Source organism: Bacillus silvicola (genome assembly GCF_050524305.1).
GTDB lineage: Bacteria > Bacillota > Bacilli > Bacillales > Bacillaceae_G > Bacillus_A > Bacillus_A cereus_AT.
Genome location: NZ_JBNGVC010000013.1, coordinates 1,185,001 through 1,202,500 on the forward strand (window position 1 = coordinate 1,185,001; position 17,500 = coordinate 1,202,500).

The following is a 17,500-nucleotide window of genomic DNA, read 5'->3' on the forward strand; positions in this document are numbered from 1 at the left end:
CAAAACGCTGCCTAATGAAATAACCATGTCTAACTTTTAGGGGTCACTTCACAATAAGCAGGACCTTTTTACCATTGTTCCATCTTCACAGGACGACGCTTCGCTTCTTTTAACAAGAAGAAATATTTCGCCTCTGCTATTTTCAAAGAACAAAGTACATCTGGAGATGGTTCTACACTTTGTTCAACCATTCTCTTCTGTCGTAACCATTCATTCTTCACTTTTTCCAATAGTACAATTAACTTATCATCGTACTCTTTACGCAATTTACCCTTTTTTTGAAAGAACATTTTTGTTTCTCCTCTTATACTTCTCTGCGGCCTTCTAGCGCTTTCGACAGTGTCACTTCATCTGCATATTCTAAATCTCCACCAACTGGTAGACCGTGTGCAATACGAGTTACTTTAATACCTGTAGGCTTTAAGAGGCGGGATATATACATCGCTGTAGCTTCCCCTTCAATATTAGGATTTGTTGCTAATATCACTTCTTGTACCGTTTCATCTTGCAGTCGCTTTAAGAGTTGTGGAATATTAATGTCTTCCGGTCCAATTCCCTCCATTGGAGAAATCGCACCACGTAACACATGATATACACCTTGATACTCTTTCATTTTTTCCATGGCAATTACATCTTTCGGCTCTTGTACTACACAAACAACCGATTGATCTCTATGCGAATCGTCACAAATATAACAAGGATCACGGTCAGTGATATGCCCACATACAGAACAATACGCTAAATCTCGCTTCGCATTCACAAGTGCTTTCGCAAAACCTAACACATCATCTTCTTTCATATCTAACACGAAGAACGCCAGTCGAACCGCTGTTTTCGGTCCGATTCCTGGCAATTTCATAAAACTATCAATTAATTTTGATATCGGTTCTGGATAATGCATATATCAATATCCTCCTAGAACATTCCACCTGGTAAGTTTAAGCCTTTTGTAAATTTACCCATTGTAGAATTTGAAAGTTCGTCAGCTTTTTTAAGCGCATCGTTCGTTGCAGCTAATACTAAGTCTTGTAACATTTCGATATCTTCTGGATCTACAACTTCTTCTTTAATTTTCACTTCAAGAACTTGCTTATGACCATTTGCAATAACAGTAATCATTCCGCCACCAGCTGTACCTTCAACTGTTTTTTCACCAAGCTCTTCTTGCGCCTTTGCCATGTCCTTTTGCATCTTTTGCATTTGTTTCATCATGTTATTCATATTTCCCATTCCGCCACGCATCATAATTAATTCCTCCTAATTATTACTCTTTTATTTCGATAAGTTCTTGCCCTACTAATTTTACAGCTTCTTCTATAAGAGGGTCTTCTTTTTGTTCTGGGCTTTCTTCAGAATCCCCGCCTTCGCGTTGTAAAAAGTCTTCGCGAATTTTACCCCATTCACTTTTTGGGATAGCAATCATGTTTAACCTTTTACTTAGCAATTCAAAAAGAGTCTGTTCCAATGTATCCATCGCTTCTCGATTTTCACTTGCCATTTTACAATGGATTTCATATTGAAATGCTAACACATAGGTATCATCTGAAGCTGCTACTGGCTCACTATTTTCTAATAAAACAGCAAATGCTACTTTGTTATATGACTTGAGTCTTCCTAACAACTCGCCCCATACAGCTTTTAACTGTTCTAAATCTTGACGCTTCGCTTGCTTTAACACTTCATTCACGCGTCCAACAGGAATTTTCATACTTCCTGTTCGTACCGGTTTTGGTGTCGCACGCGTCTCTCTTACTTCCTGCTGTACACCAGCTGGCACACCATTCTTTTTAACTTGCTCTAACTCTTTCTCCAATTGCTGCATCCTGTTCATAATTGCTTGCAAACGATCTGCACCATTTGCCTGCATCATAAATTGCTGACACAATTGCACCATAACAACTTCTAAGAAAATTCGTGGATGGTTTGTCCACTTCATCTCCTGTTGTCCCTTACTAAGGGTATGAATAATTTCATAGATTACTTCCGGTTGCATTTCTTCACTTAATGTACGGAATTGATCATCTACAATTACCCTTTCCAACATATGTTCTAATTGTGGTGAAGTTTGATATAAAAGCATATCACGATAGTAGTAAATGAAATCCTCCATAAAGCGAACTGGATCTTTCCCCTTACTCATCATTTCATCTATAATACGTAACGCTCTTGATACATCATTTTCACGTATACATTCTACTAAGTTACCTAAGTATTGTTGAGAAACAGAACCCGTTACGGCTAAAACATCTTCACTCGTCACAGTCTCATCACTATAAGAAATCGCTTGGTCAATCAGACTTAATGCATCACGCATACCACCTTCAGCGGCACGTGCGACGATTTGTAACGCTTCATCTTCTACTTGTGTACCTTCATTCGTCACAACCGTAGATAATCTCTCTACGATATCATTTACTGATATTTTTCGAAATTCAAAGCGTTGACAACGTGAAATGATTGTCGGTGGAATCTTATGTGGCTCTGTTGTCGCCAAAATAAAGATAACATGTCCTGGCGGCTCCTCTAACGTTTTTAAAAGTGCGTTAAAGGCACCCATAGAAAGCATGTGGACTTCATCAATAATGTATACTTTATATTTCACAGCACTTGGAGCATATTTTACTTTATCTCTTATATCTCGAATTTCATCTACACCGTTATTTGAAGCCGCATCAATTTCTAATACATCTGAAATAGATCCTTGTGTAATTCCTAAACAAGAAGGACATTCATTACAAGGTTCAGCTACCGGAGCATGTTCACAGTTAATTGCTTTTGCAAATACTTTTGCAATTGTTGTTTTCCCTGTTCCCCTTGGACCAGAAAATACATAAGCATGTGAAACTTTCTCTTGAAGAAGGGCATTTTGCAACGTTTTTGTCACGTGCTTTTGACCGACTACATCTCCAAACTTTTGCGGTCTCCATGTTCGGTATAACGCTTGGTATGACACGAAAATACGGCCTCCCTCAAAGGTTATTATCTCATTTATTATAACCCATTCTGTTTATAGATTCCAAAAGTTATTTTCTATACAAAAAACCCACCTTAGTATTAAGGTGAGTTTTGTATACATATATAACTGCCGTGCACCTTCTGTCGATTACGTACCATAAGCGTTACTTAAGCAGTTAGCTCGGTTCAGGCACTCCTGCGGCACACGAGAAGACCCGCTTATTGCTGCTTCCTTCCGGACCTGACAAGGTTCACGGGGTCCCGTTGCGCAGGACCCAAACGTCAACACCACTTACTTAAGGCAGACCTTACAGCAACATAACCTCGAGAAGGGATTCGGCCTCGCTAGAGCGGATTGCGAGTATAGGGCACCGCTACCTCCCCGCTTAGCACGGCAAAGTTAAAACCAATATTCGGTTGCCTTCATTAAAGGCATTATCAGTATAACTTGTTTTTTTACAAAATGCAAATACGTTAGTTCGTATTACTTTTCTCTAATTTTTTCGCTTCTTTTCTTTTCTTACGAAGCTCCCTAAAAAAATTCGTTAACAACGTACCACATTCTTCTTCTAGTACACCAGCCACCACTTCGCATTGATGATTAAAACGCTCATCGGTTAAAAGATTCATTAATGTACCTGCACATCCACCTTTCGGATCGCTCGCACCATATACAACCCTTTTTACGCGTGATAATACAATTCCACCTGCACACATTGGACAAGGTTCTAATGTTACATATAACGTTGCATCTTCTAAGCGCCATGTCCCTAATTTTTTGCACGCCTCATCAATAGCTAACAACTCAGCGTGAGCTATTGATCTTTGCTCAGTTTCCCTTAAATTATGAGCAACACTAATTACTTCACCATCTAACACTATAACTGCACCAATCGGTACTTCTTGTATTGCCTCTGCCTTTTTAGCCTCTTCTATTGCTAGCTGCATAAAATAAATATCTTGATCGTGTTCCATACCATAGTCCTTTCATTACAAATAAAGTACACTTATTTCCATTTACTACACATGGGATAACTTTTACAAATTCAATCCACCCTAAGAAAAAAGAGAGGGGATTACATATGAAGAATACTGCCTTACTCATTATCGATATGATTAATGACTTTCAATTTTCACACGGACCCATCCTGGCCAAAAAATGCGAAATTATAACAAATCCTATTTTACAATTAAAAAAAACAATGAAATCCTTTGGCTACCCCATAATTTATATTAATGACCATTATCAACTTTGGAGATCTGATATTGACCAACTAATTACTCATTGTACAAATGAGTATAGTGAAAATATCATTCATAAGATTGCTCCAAATTCTGATGATTACATTTTTATTAAACCACATTACTCTGCTTTTTATGAAACACCTTTAAATTCTTTATTAGGCTATTTAAAAATAGAAAATCTAATATTAACAGGCGTCGCCGGGAATATATGTATCCTCTTTACAGCTAACGATGCTCATATGAGAAATTATACACTGTATGTACCACAGGACTGTATTGCCTCTAATCATGATCAGGATAACCTGCATGCTTTAAAAATAATGGAAGCCACATTAAAAGCAAATATAGTACCATCATCTCAAATAAAAATTAATTAATACATATATCTATTTTCTAACTTTTTATATCAAATTAACCCGCTCGCTTCCCTCTTGTGCTACAATAATTCTGTTTTGTGTTTTTAGTAGTCACGGTAAATCACTGATTGAAAGGAGGAAACAGCGTGACCGGAGTACCATTTATCACGGTTGAAGGACCAATTGGTGTTGGAAAAACTTCACTTGCGAAGGAAATTTCAACTCACATGCAACTCCACTTACTAAAAGAGATTGTTGATGAAAATCCTTTTTTAGGAAAATTCTACGAAGACATCGACGAATGGAGTTTTCAAACAGAGATGTTCTTTCTTTGTAATAGATACAAACAACTAGAGGATATTAACATAAAGTATTTGGATCAAAGGAAGCCTGTAGTAGCAGATTATCATATATTCAAAAATTTAATTTTTGCATCCCGTACATTAAAAGATGCTCAATATGACAAGTACATGCAAATTTATCGTATCCTTACTCAAGATATGCCTGTACCAAATGTCATCGTTTATTTAACAGCGAGCCTAGAAACATTACAAAAACGAATTGCGATGCGCGGAAGAGAATTCGAAAAAAATATGGATCCAAATTATTTGCTACAGCTTACAAAAGATTACGAAACAGCAATGGATGCTTTCAAAAAGGACCATCCAGATATTCCAGTATTGAAGTTTAACGGAGACGATATGGATTTTGTAAGAAATCCTGATGATTTAAATGTCATCTTATCCACTCTTCAAAATACTCTCTTGAAGGAGTCGAAATAATAATGAATTTAAGGCAAAAATATGATATACCAAATGATGCAGTTATCACTATTGCTGGAACAGTAGGTGTCGGTAAATCAACTATGACAACTGCATTAGCTAACGCTTTAGGTTATCGTACATCTTTCGAAAAAGTAGATTCCAATCCATATTTGGACAAGTTCTATGCTGATTTCACACGCTGGAGCTTTCACTTACAAGTATATTTTTTAGCAGAACGATTTAAAGAACAAAAAAGAATTTTTGAATATGGTGGCGGTTTTGTCCAAGACCGTTCTATTTATGAGGACACTGGTATTTTTGCAAAAATGCATCACGAAAAGGGTACAATGACAGAAACTGATTATGAAACATACAAAGGTTTATTTGATGCTATGGTCATGACTCCTTACTTCCCACATCCAGACTTATTAATTTATTTAGAAGGTTCTTTCGATGATATTGTCGACCGTATCCAAGAACGAGGACGTCCAATGGAACAACAAACACCAATTGAGTATTGGAAAGAGATGCATGGACGTTACGAAAATTGGATTAATGACTTTAACTCATGCCCTGTTTTACGACTAAACATTAATGAATACGATATTTTAAAAGATGGCGATTCAATCGAACCAATCATTAAAAAAATCGGCCATTTTTTAAAACAAACACGTAAACTTGTAAAATAAAAAACCCGTGCATATGCACGGGTTTTTCTATTAAATTACTTTTTCTTTGTTGGAGCAATAATTTCACTCTCAGGTTTTCCAGCGTTAATACGCTGACGAACAGTACTCGTACTAATATCATATGTTTCAGCAATCTCTTTAACAGTCATTTCTTTCCCGTTAATTACTGCTGTTAATACTTTACCTGTACGTTTTGGAGCTGCTTCTTTCTTTACAGCTGATTTTTCAACCTTTTTTGGTACCTCTACTTTACTCGCAACTTGTTTTACGTCACAAGTACAACCACAAAGTTTACGGAATGTATCATCGCTTATAATGCGTGACACGTTTGCACCACTGTTTAAAATTCTATTGTTCTTACAGACCGGACATTGTACATAATATAAAGTTTTTCCATCTAAAGGAAACGTTTGTATAATAAGATCCATGTTGACTCCTTTCATATCTATGAAGATAATCATCGGAATATGAGTGTGTAATAAGGACAAAATCGCCTTACACCATACTTTATGATTGGTTTTAAAATAAAAACTCGTTACGTGTTGGTAACGAGTTCTCCAATCTCCACTTATATGCGCTGTTGTCAATTATATCTGGAGGAGGTAGAGGGATTCGAACCCCCGCGCGACTCTCGCCGCCTGTCGGTTTTCAAGACCGATCCCTTCAGCCAGACTTGGGTATACCTCCATATTGACATCAAATATAATATCAAAAGAAAAACAGTTAGTCAACCCTACTAAAATAAATTATGAGGAAAGGAAAATTTTACTTTCCCTCTCCTACATTATAGTAATGACAACGCTCATAATTACCAATCACTCATACCGATGAATGTTTAAATTTACTTAATAACTGTTTTTCCTCCCATATAAGGGCGAAGAACTTCTGGAATTATAATTGTACCATCTTCTTGCTGGTAGTTCTCTAAAATAGCTGCAACCGTACGTCCAATTGCAAGACCAGATCCATTTAATGTATGAACATGTTCTGGTTTTCCGTTTGGCTCACGACGGAAACGGATATTTGCACGTCTCGCTTGGAAAGCTTCAAAATTACTACAAGAAGAAATTTCACGATATGTGCCATAGCTTGGAATCCATACTTCAATATCGTATTTTTTCGCTGCTGTAAATCCTAAATCGCCTGTGCACATGCTCATAACGCGATATGGCAACTCTAATAATTGTAACACGCGTTCTGCATCATTTGTTAATTTTTCTAACTCTTCATAAGAATCTTCTGGTTTTACGAACTTCACAAGCTCTACTTTATTAAATTGATGTTGGCGAATTAAACCACGTGTATCGCGACCAGCAGAACCTGCTTCAGAACGGAAGCAAGAGCTAAATGCAGCATATCGTATCGGTAATTGCTCTTTACTTAAAATCTCATCACGATGCATATTCGTTACAGGTACTTCAGCTGTAGGGATTAAGAAATAATCTTCGCTTTCAATACGGAATGCATCTTCTTCAAACTTTGGAAGTTGCCCTGTTCCTGTCATACTTGCACGGTTTACCATATAAGGAGGTAATACTTCCTCATATCCATGCTCATCAGTATGAAGATCAAGCATGAAACTAATTAAAGCACGCTCTAATCTTGCACCAGCACCTTTGTAAAATACAAATCGGCTTCCTGTTACTTTCCCAGCACGTTCAAAATCTAAAATCCCTAAATCTGTAGCAAGATCCCAATGTGGTTTTGGCTCAAAAGTAAATTCTTTCACTTCTCCCCAATTACGTGCTACTACGTTATCATCTTCTGTTTCACCTACTGGAGCAGATTCATGAGGGATATTTGGGATAGATAGCATTAATCTCTCTAAATCTTCTTCAACTGTACGAAGCTCATTATCAAGATCTTTTACTTTTTCCCCAACTTCACGCATTTCTAGAATTAGAGCTTCCGCATCTTTCTTTTCACGCTTTAATACTGAAATTTGTTGAGATACTTCGTTACGTTTACTTTTTAGTTCTTCTGTTTGAACAAGTAGCTCTCTTCTTCTCGTATCAAGTTCCTCAAAGCGACCAAAATCTGTTAAATCTTCGCCTCTATGCTGTAATTTTGCTTTTACTTCTTCAAAATTCGTACGTAAAAATTTAATATCAAGCATTATATACTCCTCCTTTTATTTTATAAAACACAAAAAACTCCCGTCCCTATACAAAGGGACGGGAGTTAACCCGCGTTGCCACCCTAGTTGAAAGCATTGCCGCTTTCCTCTCAAGTAGAAATAACGGCTCTTCACCGGGAATGCTTACTAATCCAAAGATATTCCACATTCCATTCCAGGATGGATTCACAAACTGTTTCTATCGATTTCCACCAACCATCGACTCTCTATAAGAAACGACATCTGTTACTACTTCCTATCAACACGCTTATTTTATAAAATTGTTACCATCAATTTACTATAATCTTATACAAGTTGCAAGTTACTTATACAACTTTTTTCATTTTCGCTTCTTTTACCATTTCGACAAAGTATGCTGTTACACGATGATCATCCGTTAATTCCGGATGGAATGAAGCAGCTAAAAACTGATTTTGTCTTACCGCTACCATTCGATCGCCATGCTTAGAAAGTACTTCAACGTTATCAGCCACATCTACAACATATGGAGCACGGATAAATACACCAGTAAAGTCTTCCCCCACACCTTTAATTGAAAGCGCGGCTTCAAAACTATCTTTTTGGCGTCCAAACGCATTGCGTTCAACTGTAATATCCATAGCACCAATATGTGCTTTTTCATAGCCAATAAGTGTTTTCGCAAGAAGAATCATACCTGCACATGTACCAAACATTGGTTTACCAGACTTCGCAAATGTACGAAGAGGCTCCATGAAAGCATACTTATCAATAAGACGGCGCATTGTTGTACTTTCACCGCCTGGTAAAATAAGACCATCAATCTCTTCAAGTTGTTCTATACGCTTTACAACCACAGCTTCTGCACCACTTGCTTCAACTGATTTTACATGCTCACGAACTGCACCTTGAAGACCTAGTACACCGATTTTCACCATTTTAAAGAATCTCCTTTAATTACCATCCACGCTCTTGCATGCGTTGTTCTGGTAATAACGTTGAAATTTCGATACCCTTCATTGCATTACCTAATCCTTTAGAAAGGCTTGCAATTAGTTCATAATCTTCATAGTGAGTCGTTGCTTCAACGATTGCACGTGCAAATTTCTCTGGGTTCTCTGATTTGAAGATACCAGATCCAACGAATACACCATCAGCACCAAGTTGCATCATTAACGCTGCATCTGCTGGTGTTGCTACACCACCTGCTGCAAAGTTTACAACTGGTAAGCGACCAAGGCGTTTAATTTCAAGTAGTACTTCATAAGGAGCACCAGTATTTTTTGCATATGTCATTAACTCATCTTCACGTAGACTTGCAACTTGACGGATTTCTGCATTGACTTGGCGCATATGACGCACTGCCTCTACAATGTTTCCTGTTCCTGGCTCACCTTTTGTACGAAGCATAGATGCACCTTCTGCAATACGACGTGCAGCTTCTCCGATATCACGGCAACCACATACAAACGGAACTGTGTAATCACGTTTATTTAAATGGTACACTTCATCAGCAGGAGTTAATACTTCACTCTCATCGATATAGTCTACCCCTAATGATTCTAATACACGTGCTTCTACAAGGTGACCGATACGGCATTTTGCCATAACCGGAATTGACACAGCACCCATAACTTCTTCAACAATTGTTGGATCTGCCATACGAGAAACGCCACCTGCTGCACGAATATCTGCAGGTACACGCTCTAATGCCATAACAGCAACTGCGCCCGCCTCTTCTGCAATCCTTGCTTGCTCAGCGTTAATTACGTCCATAATAACGCCGCCTTTTTGCATTTCTGCCATTCCACGTTTTACACGTTCTGTCCCTGTTACATTTGTCATGTACAAAAACCCCCCTAGGTGAATTGCTTTCCCCGTTAAAGAAGAAAATTAAGAATACTCTTACATTCTACCATTAACTATCTGATGCTTGTCCACTACTTTTTCATAAAGTCGGTATGAAAAATAGGAATAAGAAAAAGCTCCTACAATGAGGAGCTTTTAAAACCAACCTTTTACTGTATCAACAGCACTATTCCACATACCACCAAAGAAAGAACCAATTCCGCGCATAGAACGTGTAAACCAACCTGCTTCTTCTACTTCAGATTTTGTTACAAGGTCAACTTGCAATGATTTTCCTGATAAAAATCCAGGATCATTACCATCTTTCGGCGTTATTACCATTTGGCCAAGTGAACCTCCCTTTTTAATAGGTGCTTCTTGTCCCTTATTTCCTTCTTTAAATTCTGTTTTATAAACATCTTTACTTCCTTTTGGTACTGGAAGTGAAACAGCTTGTTTCATTTGAACTGCTACATCTTTATCTTTCGCATTTTCTACTCTTACTGTTTCTTTTCCTTTGACCGAAGAACCTTTTTCATACATTTTCTTCATTTCAAAATTAGCAAATCCATAATCATATAATTTCTTTGTCTCATCAAATCTTGCTGTATGAGAGTTTGTTTTAATAACTACAGAAATGAAACGCATACCATTTCTTTCAATCGTACCAGTGAAACAATCTCCTGCTTCTGGAGTTGATCCTGTTTTCAGGCCATCTACGCCTTCATATTCCTTAATTAGCCCTTTTAACATCCAGTTCCAGTTAGACATTTCGATTCGATCCGGAGTACCTTCACGGAATACTTTTTTTGAAATTTTTGCTATGTCTAATGTTTTAGGGAAATCTTGAATAAGACGTTGTGCTAGAATTGCTACATCTCTCGCAGACATTTTATTTTCTTCATCCGGAGTTGTCCCTTCAGGATGGTGTCCCTTTAAATCTTTGTTCGTTAAGCCTGTAGAATTTACAAACTTATAATTTTTTAATCCAAACTCTTTCGATTTATCATTCATCATTTTTACAAATTCTACTTCTTTTCCAGCAACCGCTTCAGCTAGCGCTATTGTTGCACCATTAGCAGAATAAATTGCCATTGCTTCGTATAACTCTTTTACTGTATAAGACTCACCGTTTCGTAGAGGCACATTCGATAATGAACGATCTTGCGAAATGTTATACGCATATTCAGAAACCTTAACTTTTTGATCCCATTTTAGTTTCCCTTTCGCAACTGCCTCGTTCACTAGGTATTCACTCATCATTTTTGTCATACTAGCAATTGATAATAACTCATCTGCATTTTTTTGATATAAAATCTTCCCAGAATTCGCTTCTACTAAAATTGCCGCACCTGCTTCAATGTTTAAAGCGGCTCCTGTTTCTGCTGATGCATTGCTATATGGTACAAGCATGCTACAAGCTATTGTAAGCACTGTTACCAACGCAATGAATCTTTTGCAAAACATACCTTTCACTTTTGCTACCCCCAATATCTATGTACTCACATAACCGTTATTCTAACATAATCAAAAAAAAATAGACAGAGATATCAAATCTCCGTCTATTTACATATAAGACATTATAATGAGTAGTTTGGAGCCTCTTTTGTAATCTGCACATGGTGAGGATGGCTTTCACGTAAACCAGCACCCGACATACGAATAAATTGCGCATTCTCACGTAAGAATTCTAAATCTTGTGCTCCGCAGTATCCCATACCTGCACGTAATCCACCAACTAATTGATGAACTGTATCTGCTAAAGGTCCTTTATATGGTACTCGTCCTTCAATACCTTCTGGAACAAGCTTTTTGTTTCCTTCTTGGAAGTAACGATCTTTACTTCCTTTTTCCATTGCTCCAACAGAACCCATTCCACGGTATACTTTAAATTGACGACCTTGGTAAATTTCAGTTTCTCCAGGGCTTTCAGCTACACCAGCAAACATACTACCTAACATAACAACATGTGCTCCTGCCGCTAAAGCTTTAACCATATCACCAGAGTACTTAACACCGCCATCTGCAATAACTGGAATGCCGTGTTTACGAGCTTCAGTCGCACAATCATAAACTGCTGTTAATTGTGGTACACCAACGCCAGCTACAACGCGTGTTGTACAAATAGAACCTGGTCCAATACCAACTTTAACAACGTTTGCACCAGCTTCAATTAATGCTTTTGTTGCTTCAGCTGTAGCAACATTTCCAGCGATAATGTTTAATGATGGATATTTCGCACGAACTTCTTTTACTTTTTCAATAACACCGTGAGAATGTCCATGAGCTGTATCAAGTACAATTGCATCTACGCTTGCTTTTACTAATGCGTCAATACGAAGCATAGCATCCGCTGTTACACCAACTGCTGCTCCAACTAATAAGCGTCCTTGCTTATCTTTTGCAGAGTTTGGGAATTCAATTACTTTTTCAATATCTTTTATTGTAATAAGCCCTTGTAATACACCATTATTATCAACAAGAGGGAGCTTTTCAATTTTATACTTTTGTAGGATCTTTTCAGCTTCTTCCAGTGTAGTACCAACTGGAGCTGTAATTAACTGTTCTTTTGTCATTACGTCAGAAATTTTGATTGAGTAGTCTTGGATGAAACGCATATCACGGTTTGTAATAATACCAACTAATTTTCGCTCATCTAAATTATTTACAACTGGCACACCTGAAATACGATATTTCCCCATAAGATGTTCTGCATCGTATACTTGATGTTCTGGAGTTAAAAAGAAAGGATCTGAAATAACGCCGCTTTCAGAGCGTTTTACCTTATCAACCTGCTCTGCTTGTTGTTCAATAGACATATTCTTATGAATAATTCCTAAACCGCCTTGGCGAGCCATTGCAATGGCCATATCAGCTTCTGTTACTGTATCCATTCCTGCACTAATTAACGGGATGTTTAGCTGTAAGCTTTCAGATAAAACTGTTTTAACACTTACTTCTCTTGGTAATATATCTGACCTTGCTGGTACAAGTAATACATCATCAAAAGTCAAACCTTCTTTAACAAATTTAGATTCCCACATAATTGTTCCCCCCATGATACCAGAAATTATTATTAGTAGCTTATCAATTGGTTAAAATACTGTCAAGGACGTATATATATGTTAGAATTTTTAGACAATAAAAGGAGCGTAATATATGCATCAAACACATTGTACTTGGCAGCAATTAAGTTTCTTCTTTTCATCTCAAAATGTACAATATTATCTTGCCCGTTGTTATGAAAAATCCTCAATTCAAGATGCCGAAAAAAAAAGTTTTGAAAATTGTTATCCATTTATTTATTACTTAGAACACGGTAAAAATTATTATGAATTATATAAGACAGCTCCATTTTCCATTCAGCCAATGTTGTTGTTTTATGGGATTAGTCAACTGTTTAAGGCTTGCTTACTAACGATTGATCCGAACTATCCCGAATCAACAACCGTTTTAGCGCATGGAGTTACAACACGTAAAAGAAAAAAACAAGGGTATCAATTTTTAGAAGACGAGGTAAAAATACAGAAAAATGGATTGTTTTCTCATGCTGCAGAACAACTGTTTCACATGAAACACTTAGAAGCAGAAAAGTTTAATATGCTAGAACTAATGGGAAAAATTCCTGAATTACAAAATTTATTTCGCTATAGCCAAAAAGGAACAACATTATATAAGATTGATTCACCAACTAAAAATGAGCTCTCCTTTTCAGCCAACATACTAGATCGACTGCATATGACTAAAGAGCGGTTTTCTCGTTACATCGAAACAACTTGTAAGCATTTATCAATACAACATGCACCTGGGAAAACTAATGAGTCTACTATGCTTTTTACAGCACCTACTCAATCATGGAATCCTATGTATAGTACCCCTTTATACTACGAACATCTTACTGATACTTATTATTTACCACTTACGACCGATCCTAGAAATCCTAAGCCAGTATTACCTGAGCTCCTTGTTCATTACTTATTGCTCTATAATTTAAGCATGATCTCCAGATATGAAACAGATTGGTGGTATGACTTGCTTGGAAGTTACAGTTCTGAAGATTATCCATTCATTTATCAGTTTCTCAATATTTCGGCTCAAAAAATCCCGTATTATATTTCAGCATTTTTACTAACAGAATCCAGCCTATTCCATGGGAAATAAAAAAACACAAGTCAAAAGACTTGTGTTTTTAGTTGCTTGGCGACGTCCTACTCTCACAGGGACAAGGTCCCAACTACCATCGGCGCTAGAGAGCTTAACTTCCGTGTTCGGTATGGGAACGGGTGTGACCTCTCTGCCATCATCACCAAACTATGAAGGCATATTCCTTCAAAACTAGATAACATTGCTACATATTATATGGTTAAGTCCTCGATCTATTAGTATTCGTCAGCTCCACATGTCACCATGCTTCCACCTCGAACCTATCAACCTGATCATCTTTCAGGGATCTTACTAGCTTACGCTATGGGAAATCTCATCTTGAGGGGGGCTTCATGCTTAGATGCTTTCAGCACTTATCCCTTCCGCACATAGCTACCCAGCTATGCCCTTGGCAGAACAACTGGTACACCAGCGGTGCGTCCATCCCGGTCCTCTCGTACTAAGGACAGCTCCTCTCAAATTTCCTACGCCCACGACGGATAGGGACCGAACTGTCTCACGACGTTCTGAACCCAGCTCGCGTACCGCTTTAATGGGCGAACAGCCCAACCCTTGGGACCGACTACAGCCCCAGGATGCGATGAGCCGACATCGAGGTGCCAAACCTCCCCGTCGATGTGGACTCTTGGGGGAGATAAGCCTGTTATCCCCGGGGTAGCTTTTATCCGTTGAGCGATGGCCCTTCCATGCGGAACCACCGGATCACTAAGCCCGACTTTCGTCCCTGCTCGACTTGTAGGTCTCGCAGTCAAGCTCCCTTATGCCTTTGCACTCTACGAATGATTTCCAACCATTCTGAGGGAACCTTTGGGCGCCTCCGTTACACTTTAGGAGGCGACCGCCCCAGTCAAACTGCCCACCTGACACTGTCTCCCGGGTCGATAAGACCCGTAGGTTAGAATTTCAATACAGTCAGGGCGGTATCCCACCAGCGCCTCCACCGAAGCTAGCGCTCCGGTTTCAATGGCTCCCGCCTATCCTGTACAAACTGTACCAAAATTCAATATCAGGCTACAGTAAAGCTCCACGGGGTCTTTCCGTCCTGTCGCGGGTAACCTGCATCTTCACAGGTACTATAATTTCACCGAGTCTCTGGTTGAGACAGTGCCCAAATCGTTACACCTTTCGTGCGGGTCGGAACTTACCCGACAAGGAATTTCGCTACCTTAGGACCGTTATAGTTACGGCCGCCGTTTACTGGGGCTTCAGTTCAGAGCTTCGCTTACGCTAACCCCTCTCCTTAACCTTCCAGCACCGGGCAGGTGTCAGCCCCTATACTTCGCCTTACGGCTTCGCAGAGACCTGTGTTTTTGCTAAACAGTCGCTTGGGCCTATTCACTGCGGCTTTCCGTTAAGAAAGCACCCCTTCTCCCGAAGTTACGGGGTCATTTTGCCGAGTTCCTTAACCAGAGTTCTCTCGCACACCTTAGGATTCTCTCCTCGCCTACCTGTGTCGGTTTGCGGTACAGGCACCTTTTATCTCGCTAGAAGCTTTTCTTGGCAGCGGGGAATCAAAGACTTCGCTCCATAAGGAGCTTCCCCATCACAGCTCAGCCTTCACGATAAGCGGATTTGCCTACTTATCAGCCTAACTGCTTGGACGTGCACAACCAATCGCACGCTTCTTCTATCCTTCTGCGTCCCTCCATTGCTCAAACGATAAAGAGGTGGTACAGGAATATCAACCTGTTGTCCATCGCCTACGCCTGTCGGCCTCGGCTTAGGTCCTGACTAACCCTGAGCGGACGAGCCTTCCTCAGGAAACCTTAGGCATTCGGTGGACGGGATTCTCACCCGTCTTTCGCTACTCATACCGGCATTCTCACTTCTAAGCGCTCCACCAGTCCTTCCGGTCTGACTTCACTGCACTTAGAACGCTCCCCTACCACTGATACCATTGGTATCAATTCGCAGCTTCGGTGGTGTATTTAGCCCCGGTACATTTTCGGCGCAGAGTCACTCGACTAGTGAGCTATTACGCACTCTTTAAATGGTGGCTGCTTCTAAGCCAACATCCTAGTTGTCTAAGCAACTCCACATCCTTTTCCACTTAATACACACTTTGGGACCTTAGCTGGCGATCTGGGCTGTTTCCCTCTTGACTACGGATCTTATCACTCGCAGTCTGACTCCTAAGGATAAGTCATTGGCATTCGGAGTTTGACTGAATTCGGTAATCCGATGAGGACCCCTAGTTCAATCAGTGCTCTACCTCCAAGACTCTTACACTTAAGGCTAGCCCTAAAGCTATTTCGGGGAGAACCAGCTATCTCCAGGTTCGATTGGAATTTCTCCGCTACCCACACCTCATCCCCGCACTTTTCAACGTGCGTGGGTTCGGGCCTCCATTCAGTGTTACCTGAACTTCACCCTGGACATGGGTAGATCACCTGGTTTCGGGTCTACGACCACGTACTAAACGCCCTATTCAGACTCGCTTTCGCTGCGGCTCCGTCTCTTCAACTTAACCTTGCACGGGATCGTAACTCGCCGGTTCATTCTACAAAAGGCACGCCATCACCCATTAACGGGCTCTGACTATTTGTAGGCACACGGTTTCAGGATCTCTTTCACTCCCCTTCCGGGGTGCTTTTCACCTTTCCCTCACGGTACTGGTTCACTATCGATCACTAGGGAGTATTTAGCCTTGGGAGATGGTCCTCCCAGATTCCGCCGGAATTTCACGTGTTCCGCCGTACTCAGGATACATTCAAGAGAGAACGAAGTTTCGACTACGGGGTTGTTACCCTCTACGACGGACCTTTCCAGGTCGCTTCGTCTACCTCGTTCCTTTGTAACTCCGTATAGAATGTCCTACAACCCCAAGAGGCAAGCCTCTTGGTTTGGGCTAGATTCCGTTTCGCTCGCCGCTACTCAGGAAATCGCATTTGCTTTCTCTTCCTCCAGGTACTTAGATGTTTCAGTTCCCTGGGTCTGTCTTCCATACCCTATGTATTCAGGTAAGGATACCATACCATTACGTATAGTGGGTTTCCCCATTCGGAAATCTTCGGATCAAAGCTTACTTACAGCTCCCCGAAGCATATCGGCGTTAGTCCCGTCCTTCATCGACTCCTAGTGTCAAGGCATCCACCGTGCGCCCTTTCTAACTTAACCAAACTAAAATTAAAAAATATGAGCTACACTGTTATCTAGTTTTCAAAGAACATACCATTTGCTATATAAAATAGCTTTTTGGTGGAGCCTAGCGGGATCGAACCGCTGACCTCCTGCGTGCAAGGCAGGCGCTCTCCCAGCTGAGCTAAGGCCCCAAGTTGTATGGTGGGCCTAAATGGACTCGAACCATCGACCTCACGCTTATCAGGCGTGCGCTCTAACCAGCTGAGCTATAGGCCCATACAAATTGCAGGATTTATTTATATC

The 17,500-nt window shown here is 39.8% G+C and carries 16 protein-coding genes, 3 tRNA genes, 2 rRNA genes, 1 other RNA gene and 1 other annotated feature (1 of these 23 cut by a window edge); of the genes, 5 read left to right on the forward strand and 17 right to left on the reverse strand.

Annotated features, from left to right (window positions below; genetic code table 11):
• Positions 1 to 15 (forward strand): IS3 family transposase gene (locus ACP6L7_RS28300; RefSeq protein WP_430528870.1) (it extends 1,346 nt beyond the left edge of the window). Within the gene, positions 1 to 15 belong to an annotated coding region that runs on past the window's edge; the region does not span the whole gene.
• A 53-nt stretch (positions 16 to 68) separates the two neighbouring features.
• Here the strand turns inward: ACP6L7_RS28300 and ACP6L7_RS28305 are convergent.
• From ACP6L7_RS28305 to tadA, 6 genes are all read right to left on the reverse strand, one after another.
• Positions 69 to 290: a YaaL family protein gene (locus ACP6L7_RS28305; RefSeq protein WP_071744325.1), complete on the reverse strand. Its 222-nt coding sequence runs from the start codon at positions 288 to 290 to the stop codon at positions 69 to 71.
• 14 nt (positions 291 to 304) lie between these two features.
• Entirely contained in the window at positions 305 to 901 is a 597-nt protein-coding gene (gene recR, locus ACP6L7_RS28310) for a recombination protein RecR (protein WP_000559165.1), read from the reverse strand.
• A gap of 14 nt (positions 902 to 915) precedes the next feature.
• A complete protein-coding gene (locus tag ACP6L7_RS28315) occupies positions 916 to 1,242 on the reverse strand; it encodes a YbaB/EbfC family nucleoid-associated protein (RefSeq protein WP_170956690.1) in 327 nt (108 codons plus the stop codon).
• Between the two features lie 22 nt (positions 1,243 to 1,264).
• A complete protein-coding gene (gene dnaX / locus ACP6L7_RS28320; protein ID WP_097833379.1) occupies positions 1,265 to 2,953 on the reverse strand; it encodes a DNA polymerase III subunit gamma/tau in 1,689 nt (562 codons plus the stop codon).
• 132 nt (positions 2,954 to 3,085) lie between these two features.
• Positions 3,086 to 3,350: signal recognition particle sRNA large type (gene ffs, locus ACP6L7_RS28325), an RNA gene on the reverse strand.
• 79 nt (positions 3,351 to 3,429) lie between these two features.
• A complete protein-coding gene (gene tadA / locus ACP6L7_RS28330) occupies positions 3,430 to 3,930 on the reverse strand; it encodes a tRNA adenosine(34) deaminase TadA (protein ID WP_071744327.1) in 501 nt (166 codons plus the stop codon).
• 107 nt (positions 3,931 to 4,037) lie between these two features.
• Between tadA and ACP6L7_RS28335 the strand changes: the two genes are divergently transcribed.
• From ACP6L7_RS28335 to ACP6L7_RS28345, 3 genes are all read left to right on the forward strand, one after another.
• Entirely contained in the window at positions 4,038 to 4,577 is a 540-nt protein-coding gene (locus ACP6L7_RS28335; protein ID WP_097833381.1) for a cysteine hydrolase family protein, read from the forward strand.
• Between the two features lie 125 nt (positions 4,578 to 4,702).
• Positions 4,703 to 5,338 carry a deoxynucleoside kinase gene (locus ACP6L7_RS28340; protein ID WP_097833382.1) on the forward strand — a complete coding sequence of 212 codons (636 nt, stop codon included), beginning with the start codon at positions 4,703 to 4,705 and terminating at the stop codon, positions 5,336 to 5,338.
• A gap of 2 nt (positions 5,339 to 5,340) precedes the next feature.
• Positions 5,341 to 6,009, forward strand: coding sequence for a deoxynucleoside kinase (locus ACP6L7_RS28345; RefSeq protein WP_001053582.1), 669 nt, complete (start codon positions 5,341 to 5,343; stop codon positions 6,007 to 6,009).
• A 35-nt stretch (positions 6,010 to 6,044) separates the two neighbouring features.
• On the opposite strand, the gene ACP6L7_RS28350 is transcribed toward ACP6L7_RS28345, so the two are convergent.
• The 7 genes from ACP6L7_RS28350 to guaB form a co-directional block, all read right to left on the reverse strand.
• Positions 6,045 to 6,437, reverse strand: coding sequence for a sigma factor-like helix-turn-helix DNA-binding protein (locus ACP6L7_RS28350; RefSeq protein WP_141533592.1), 393 nt, complete (start codon positions 6,435 to 6,437; stop codon positions 6,045 to 6,047).
• Positions 6,438 to 6,603: 166 nt separating this feature from the next.
• A tRNA-Ser gene (locus ACP6L7_RS28355) sits at positions 6,604 to 6,696 on the reverse strand.
• A gap of 154 nt (positions 6,697 to 6,850) precedes the next feature.
• Positions 6,851 to 8,125, reverse strand: coding sequence for a serine--tRNA ligase (gene serS / locus ACP6L7_RS28360; protein WP_000884178.1), 1,275 nt, complete (start codon positions 8,123 to 8,125; stop codon positions 6,851 to 6,853).
• A gap of 51 nt (positions 8,126 to 8,176) precedes the next feature.
• Positions 8,177 to 8,397, reverse strand: a binding site (T-box leader).
• Positions 8,398 to 8,451: 54 nt separating this feature from the next.
• Positions 8,452 to 9,042, reverse strand: coding sequence for a pyridoxal 5'-phosphate synthase glutaminase subunit PdxT (pdxT, locus tag ACP6L7_RS28365; RefSeq protein WP_097833384.1), 591 nt, complete (start codon positions 9,040 to 9,042; stop codon positions 8,452 to 8,454).
• A gap of 19 nt (positions 9,043 to 9,061) precedes the next feature.
• Complete coding sequence (gene pdxS / locus ACP6L7_RS28370) at positions 9,062 to 9,949, reverse strand: pyridoxal 5'-phosphate synthase lyase subunit PdxS (RefSeq protein WP_000186161.1); 888 nt, start codon at positions 9,947 to 9,949, stop codon at positions 9,062 to 9,064.
• Positions 9,950 to 10,108: 159 nt separating this feature from the next.
• Complete coding sequence (locus ACP6L7_RS28375; protein WP_176539500.1) at positions 10,109 to 11,419, reverse strand: D-alanyl-D-alanine carboxypeptidase family protein; 1,311 nt, start codon at positions 11,417 to 11,419, stop codon at positions 10,109 to 10,111.
• A 113-nt stretch (positions 11,420 to 11,532) separates the two neighbouring features.
• Positions 11,533 to 12,996 carry an IMP dehydrogenase gene (gene guaB, locus ACP6L7_RS28380; protein WP_000264087.1) on the reverse strand — a complete coding sequence of 488 codons (1,464 nt, stop codon included), beginning with the start codon at positions 12,994 to 12,996 and terminating at the stop codon, positions 11,533 to 11,535.
• Positions 12,997 to 13,111: 115 nt separating this feature from the next.
• Between guaB and ACP6L7_RS28385 the strand changes: the two genes are divergently transcribed.
• On the forward strand, positions 13,112 to 14,113 hold the full coding sequence (locus tag ACP6L7_RS28385) for a YaaC family protein (protein ID WP_097833386.1): 1,002 nt from the start codon (positions 13,112 to 13,114) through the stop codon (positions 14,111 to 14,113).
• A gap of 34 nt (positions 14,114 to 14,147) precedes the next feature.
• Here the strand turns inward: ACP6L7_RS28385 and rrf are convergent.
• The 4 genes from rrf to ACP6L7_RS28405 form a co-directional block, all read right to left on the reverse strand.
• Positions 14,148 to 14,263 (reverse strand): 5S ribosomal RNA (gene rrf, locus ACP6L7_RS28390).
• 48 nt (positions 14,264 to 14,311) lie between these two features.
• Positions 14,312 to 17,233 (reverse strand): 23S ribosomal RNA (locus ACP6L7_RS28395).
• Between the two features lie 79 nt (positions 17,234 to 17,312).
• Positions 17,313 to 17,388, reverse strand: a tRNA-Ala gene (locus tag ACP6L7_RS28400).
• A gap of 8 nt (positions 17,389 to 17,396) precedes the next feature.
• Positions 17,397 to 17,473: transfer RNA gene (locus ACP6L7_RS28405), tRNA-Ile, on the reverse strand.
• Between the last annotated feature and the right edge of the window lie 27 nt (positions 17,474 to 17,500).

Coding starts and splice junctions, on each gene's coding strand:
- ACP6L7_RS28350 (WP_141533592.1), bottom strand. CDS start 6,437: ATGGATCTTATTATACAAACGTTTCCTTTAGATGGAAAAACTTTATAT.
- recR (WP_000559165.1), bottom strand. CDS start 901: ATGCATTATCCAGAACCGATATCAAAATTAATTGATAGTTTTATGAAA.
- guaB (WP_000264087.1), bottom strand. CDS start 12,996: ATGTGGGAATCTAAATTTGTTAAAGAAGGTTTGACTTTTGATGATGTA.
- serS (WP_000884178.1), bottom strand. CDS start 8,125: ATGCTTGATATTAAATTTTTACGTACGAATTTTGAAGAAGTAAAAGCA.
- ACP6L7_RS28385 (WP_097833386.1), top strand. CDS start 13,112: ATGCATCAAACACATTGTACTTGGCAGCAATTAAGTTTCTTCTTTTCA.
- tadA (WP_071744327.1), bottom strand. CDS start 3,930: ATGGAACACGATCAAGATATTTATTTTATGCAGCTAGCAATAGAAGAG.
- ACP6L7_RS28335 (WP_097833381.1), top strand. CDS start 4,038: ATGAAGAATACTGCCTTACTCATTATCGATATGATTAATGACTTTCAA.
- ACP6L7_RS28345 (WP_001053582.1), top strand. CDS start 5,341: ATGAATTTAAGGCAAAAATATGATATACCAAATGATGCAGTTATCACT.
- ACP6L7_RS28375 (WP_176539500.1), bottom strand. CDS start 11,419: ATGTTTTGCAAAAGATTCATTGCGTTGGTAACAGTGCTTACAATAGCT.
- pdxT (WP_097833384.1), bottom strand. CDS start 9,042: ATGGTGAAAATCGGTGTACTAGGTCTTCAAGGTGCAGTTCGTGAGCAT.
- pdxS (WP_000186161.1), bottom strand. CDS start 9,949: ATGACAAATGTAACAGGGACAGAACGTGTAAAACGTGGAATGGCAGAA.
- ACP6L7_RS28305 (WP_071744325.1), bottom strand. CDS start 290: ATGTTCTTTCAAAAAAAGGGTAAATTGCGTAAAGAGTACGATGATAAG.
- ACP6L7_RS28315 (WP_170956690.1), bottom strand. CDS start 1,242: ATGCGTGGCGGAATGGGAAATATGAATAACATGATGAAACAAATGCAA.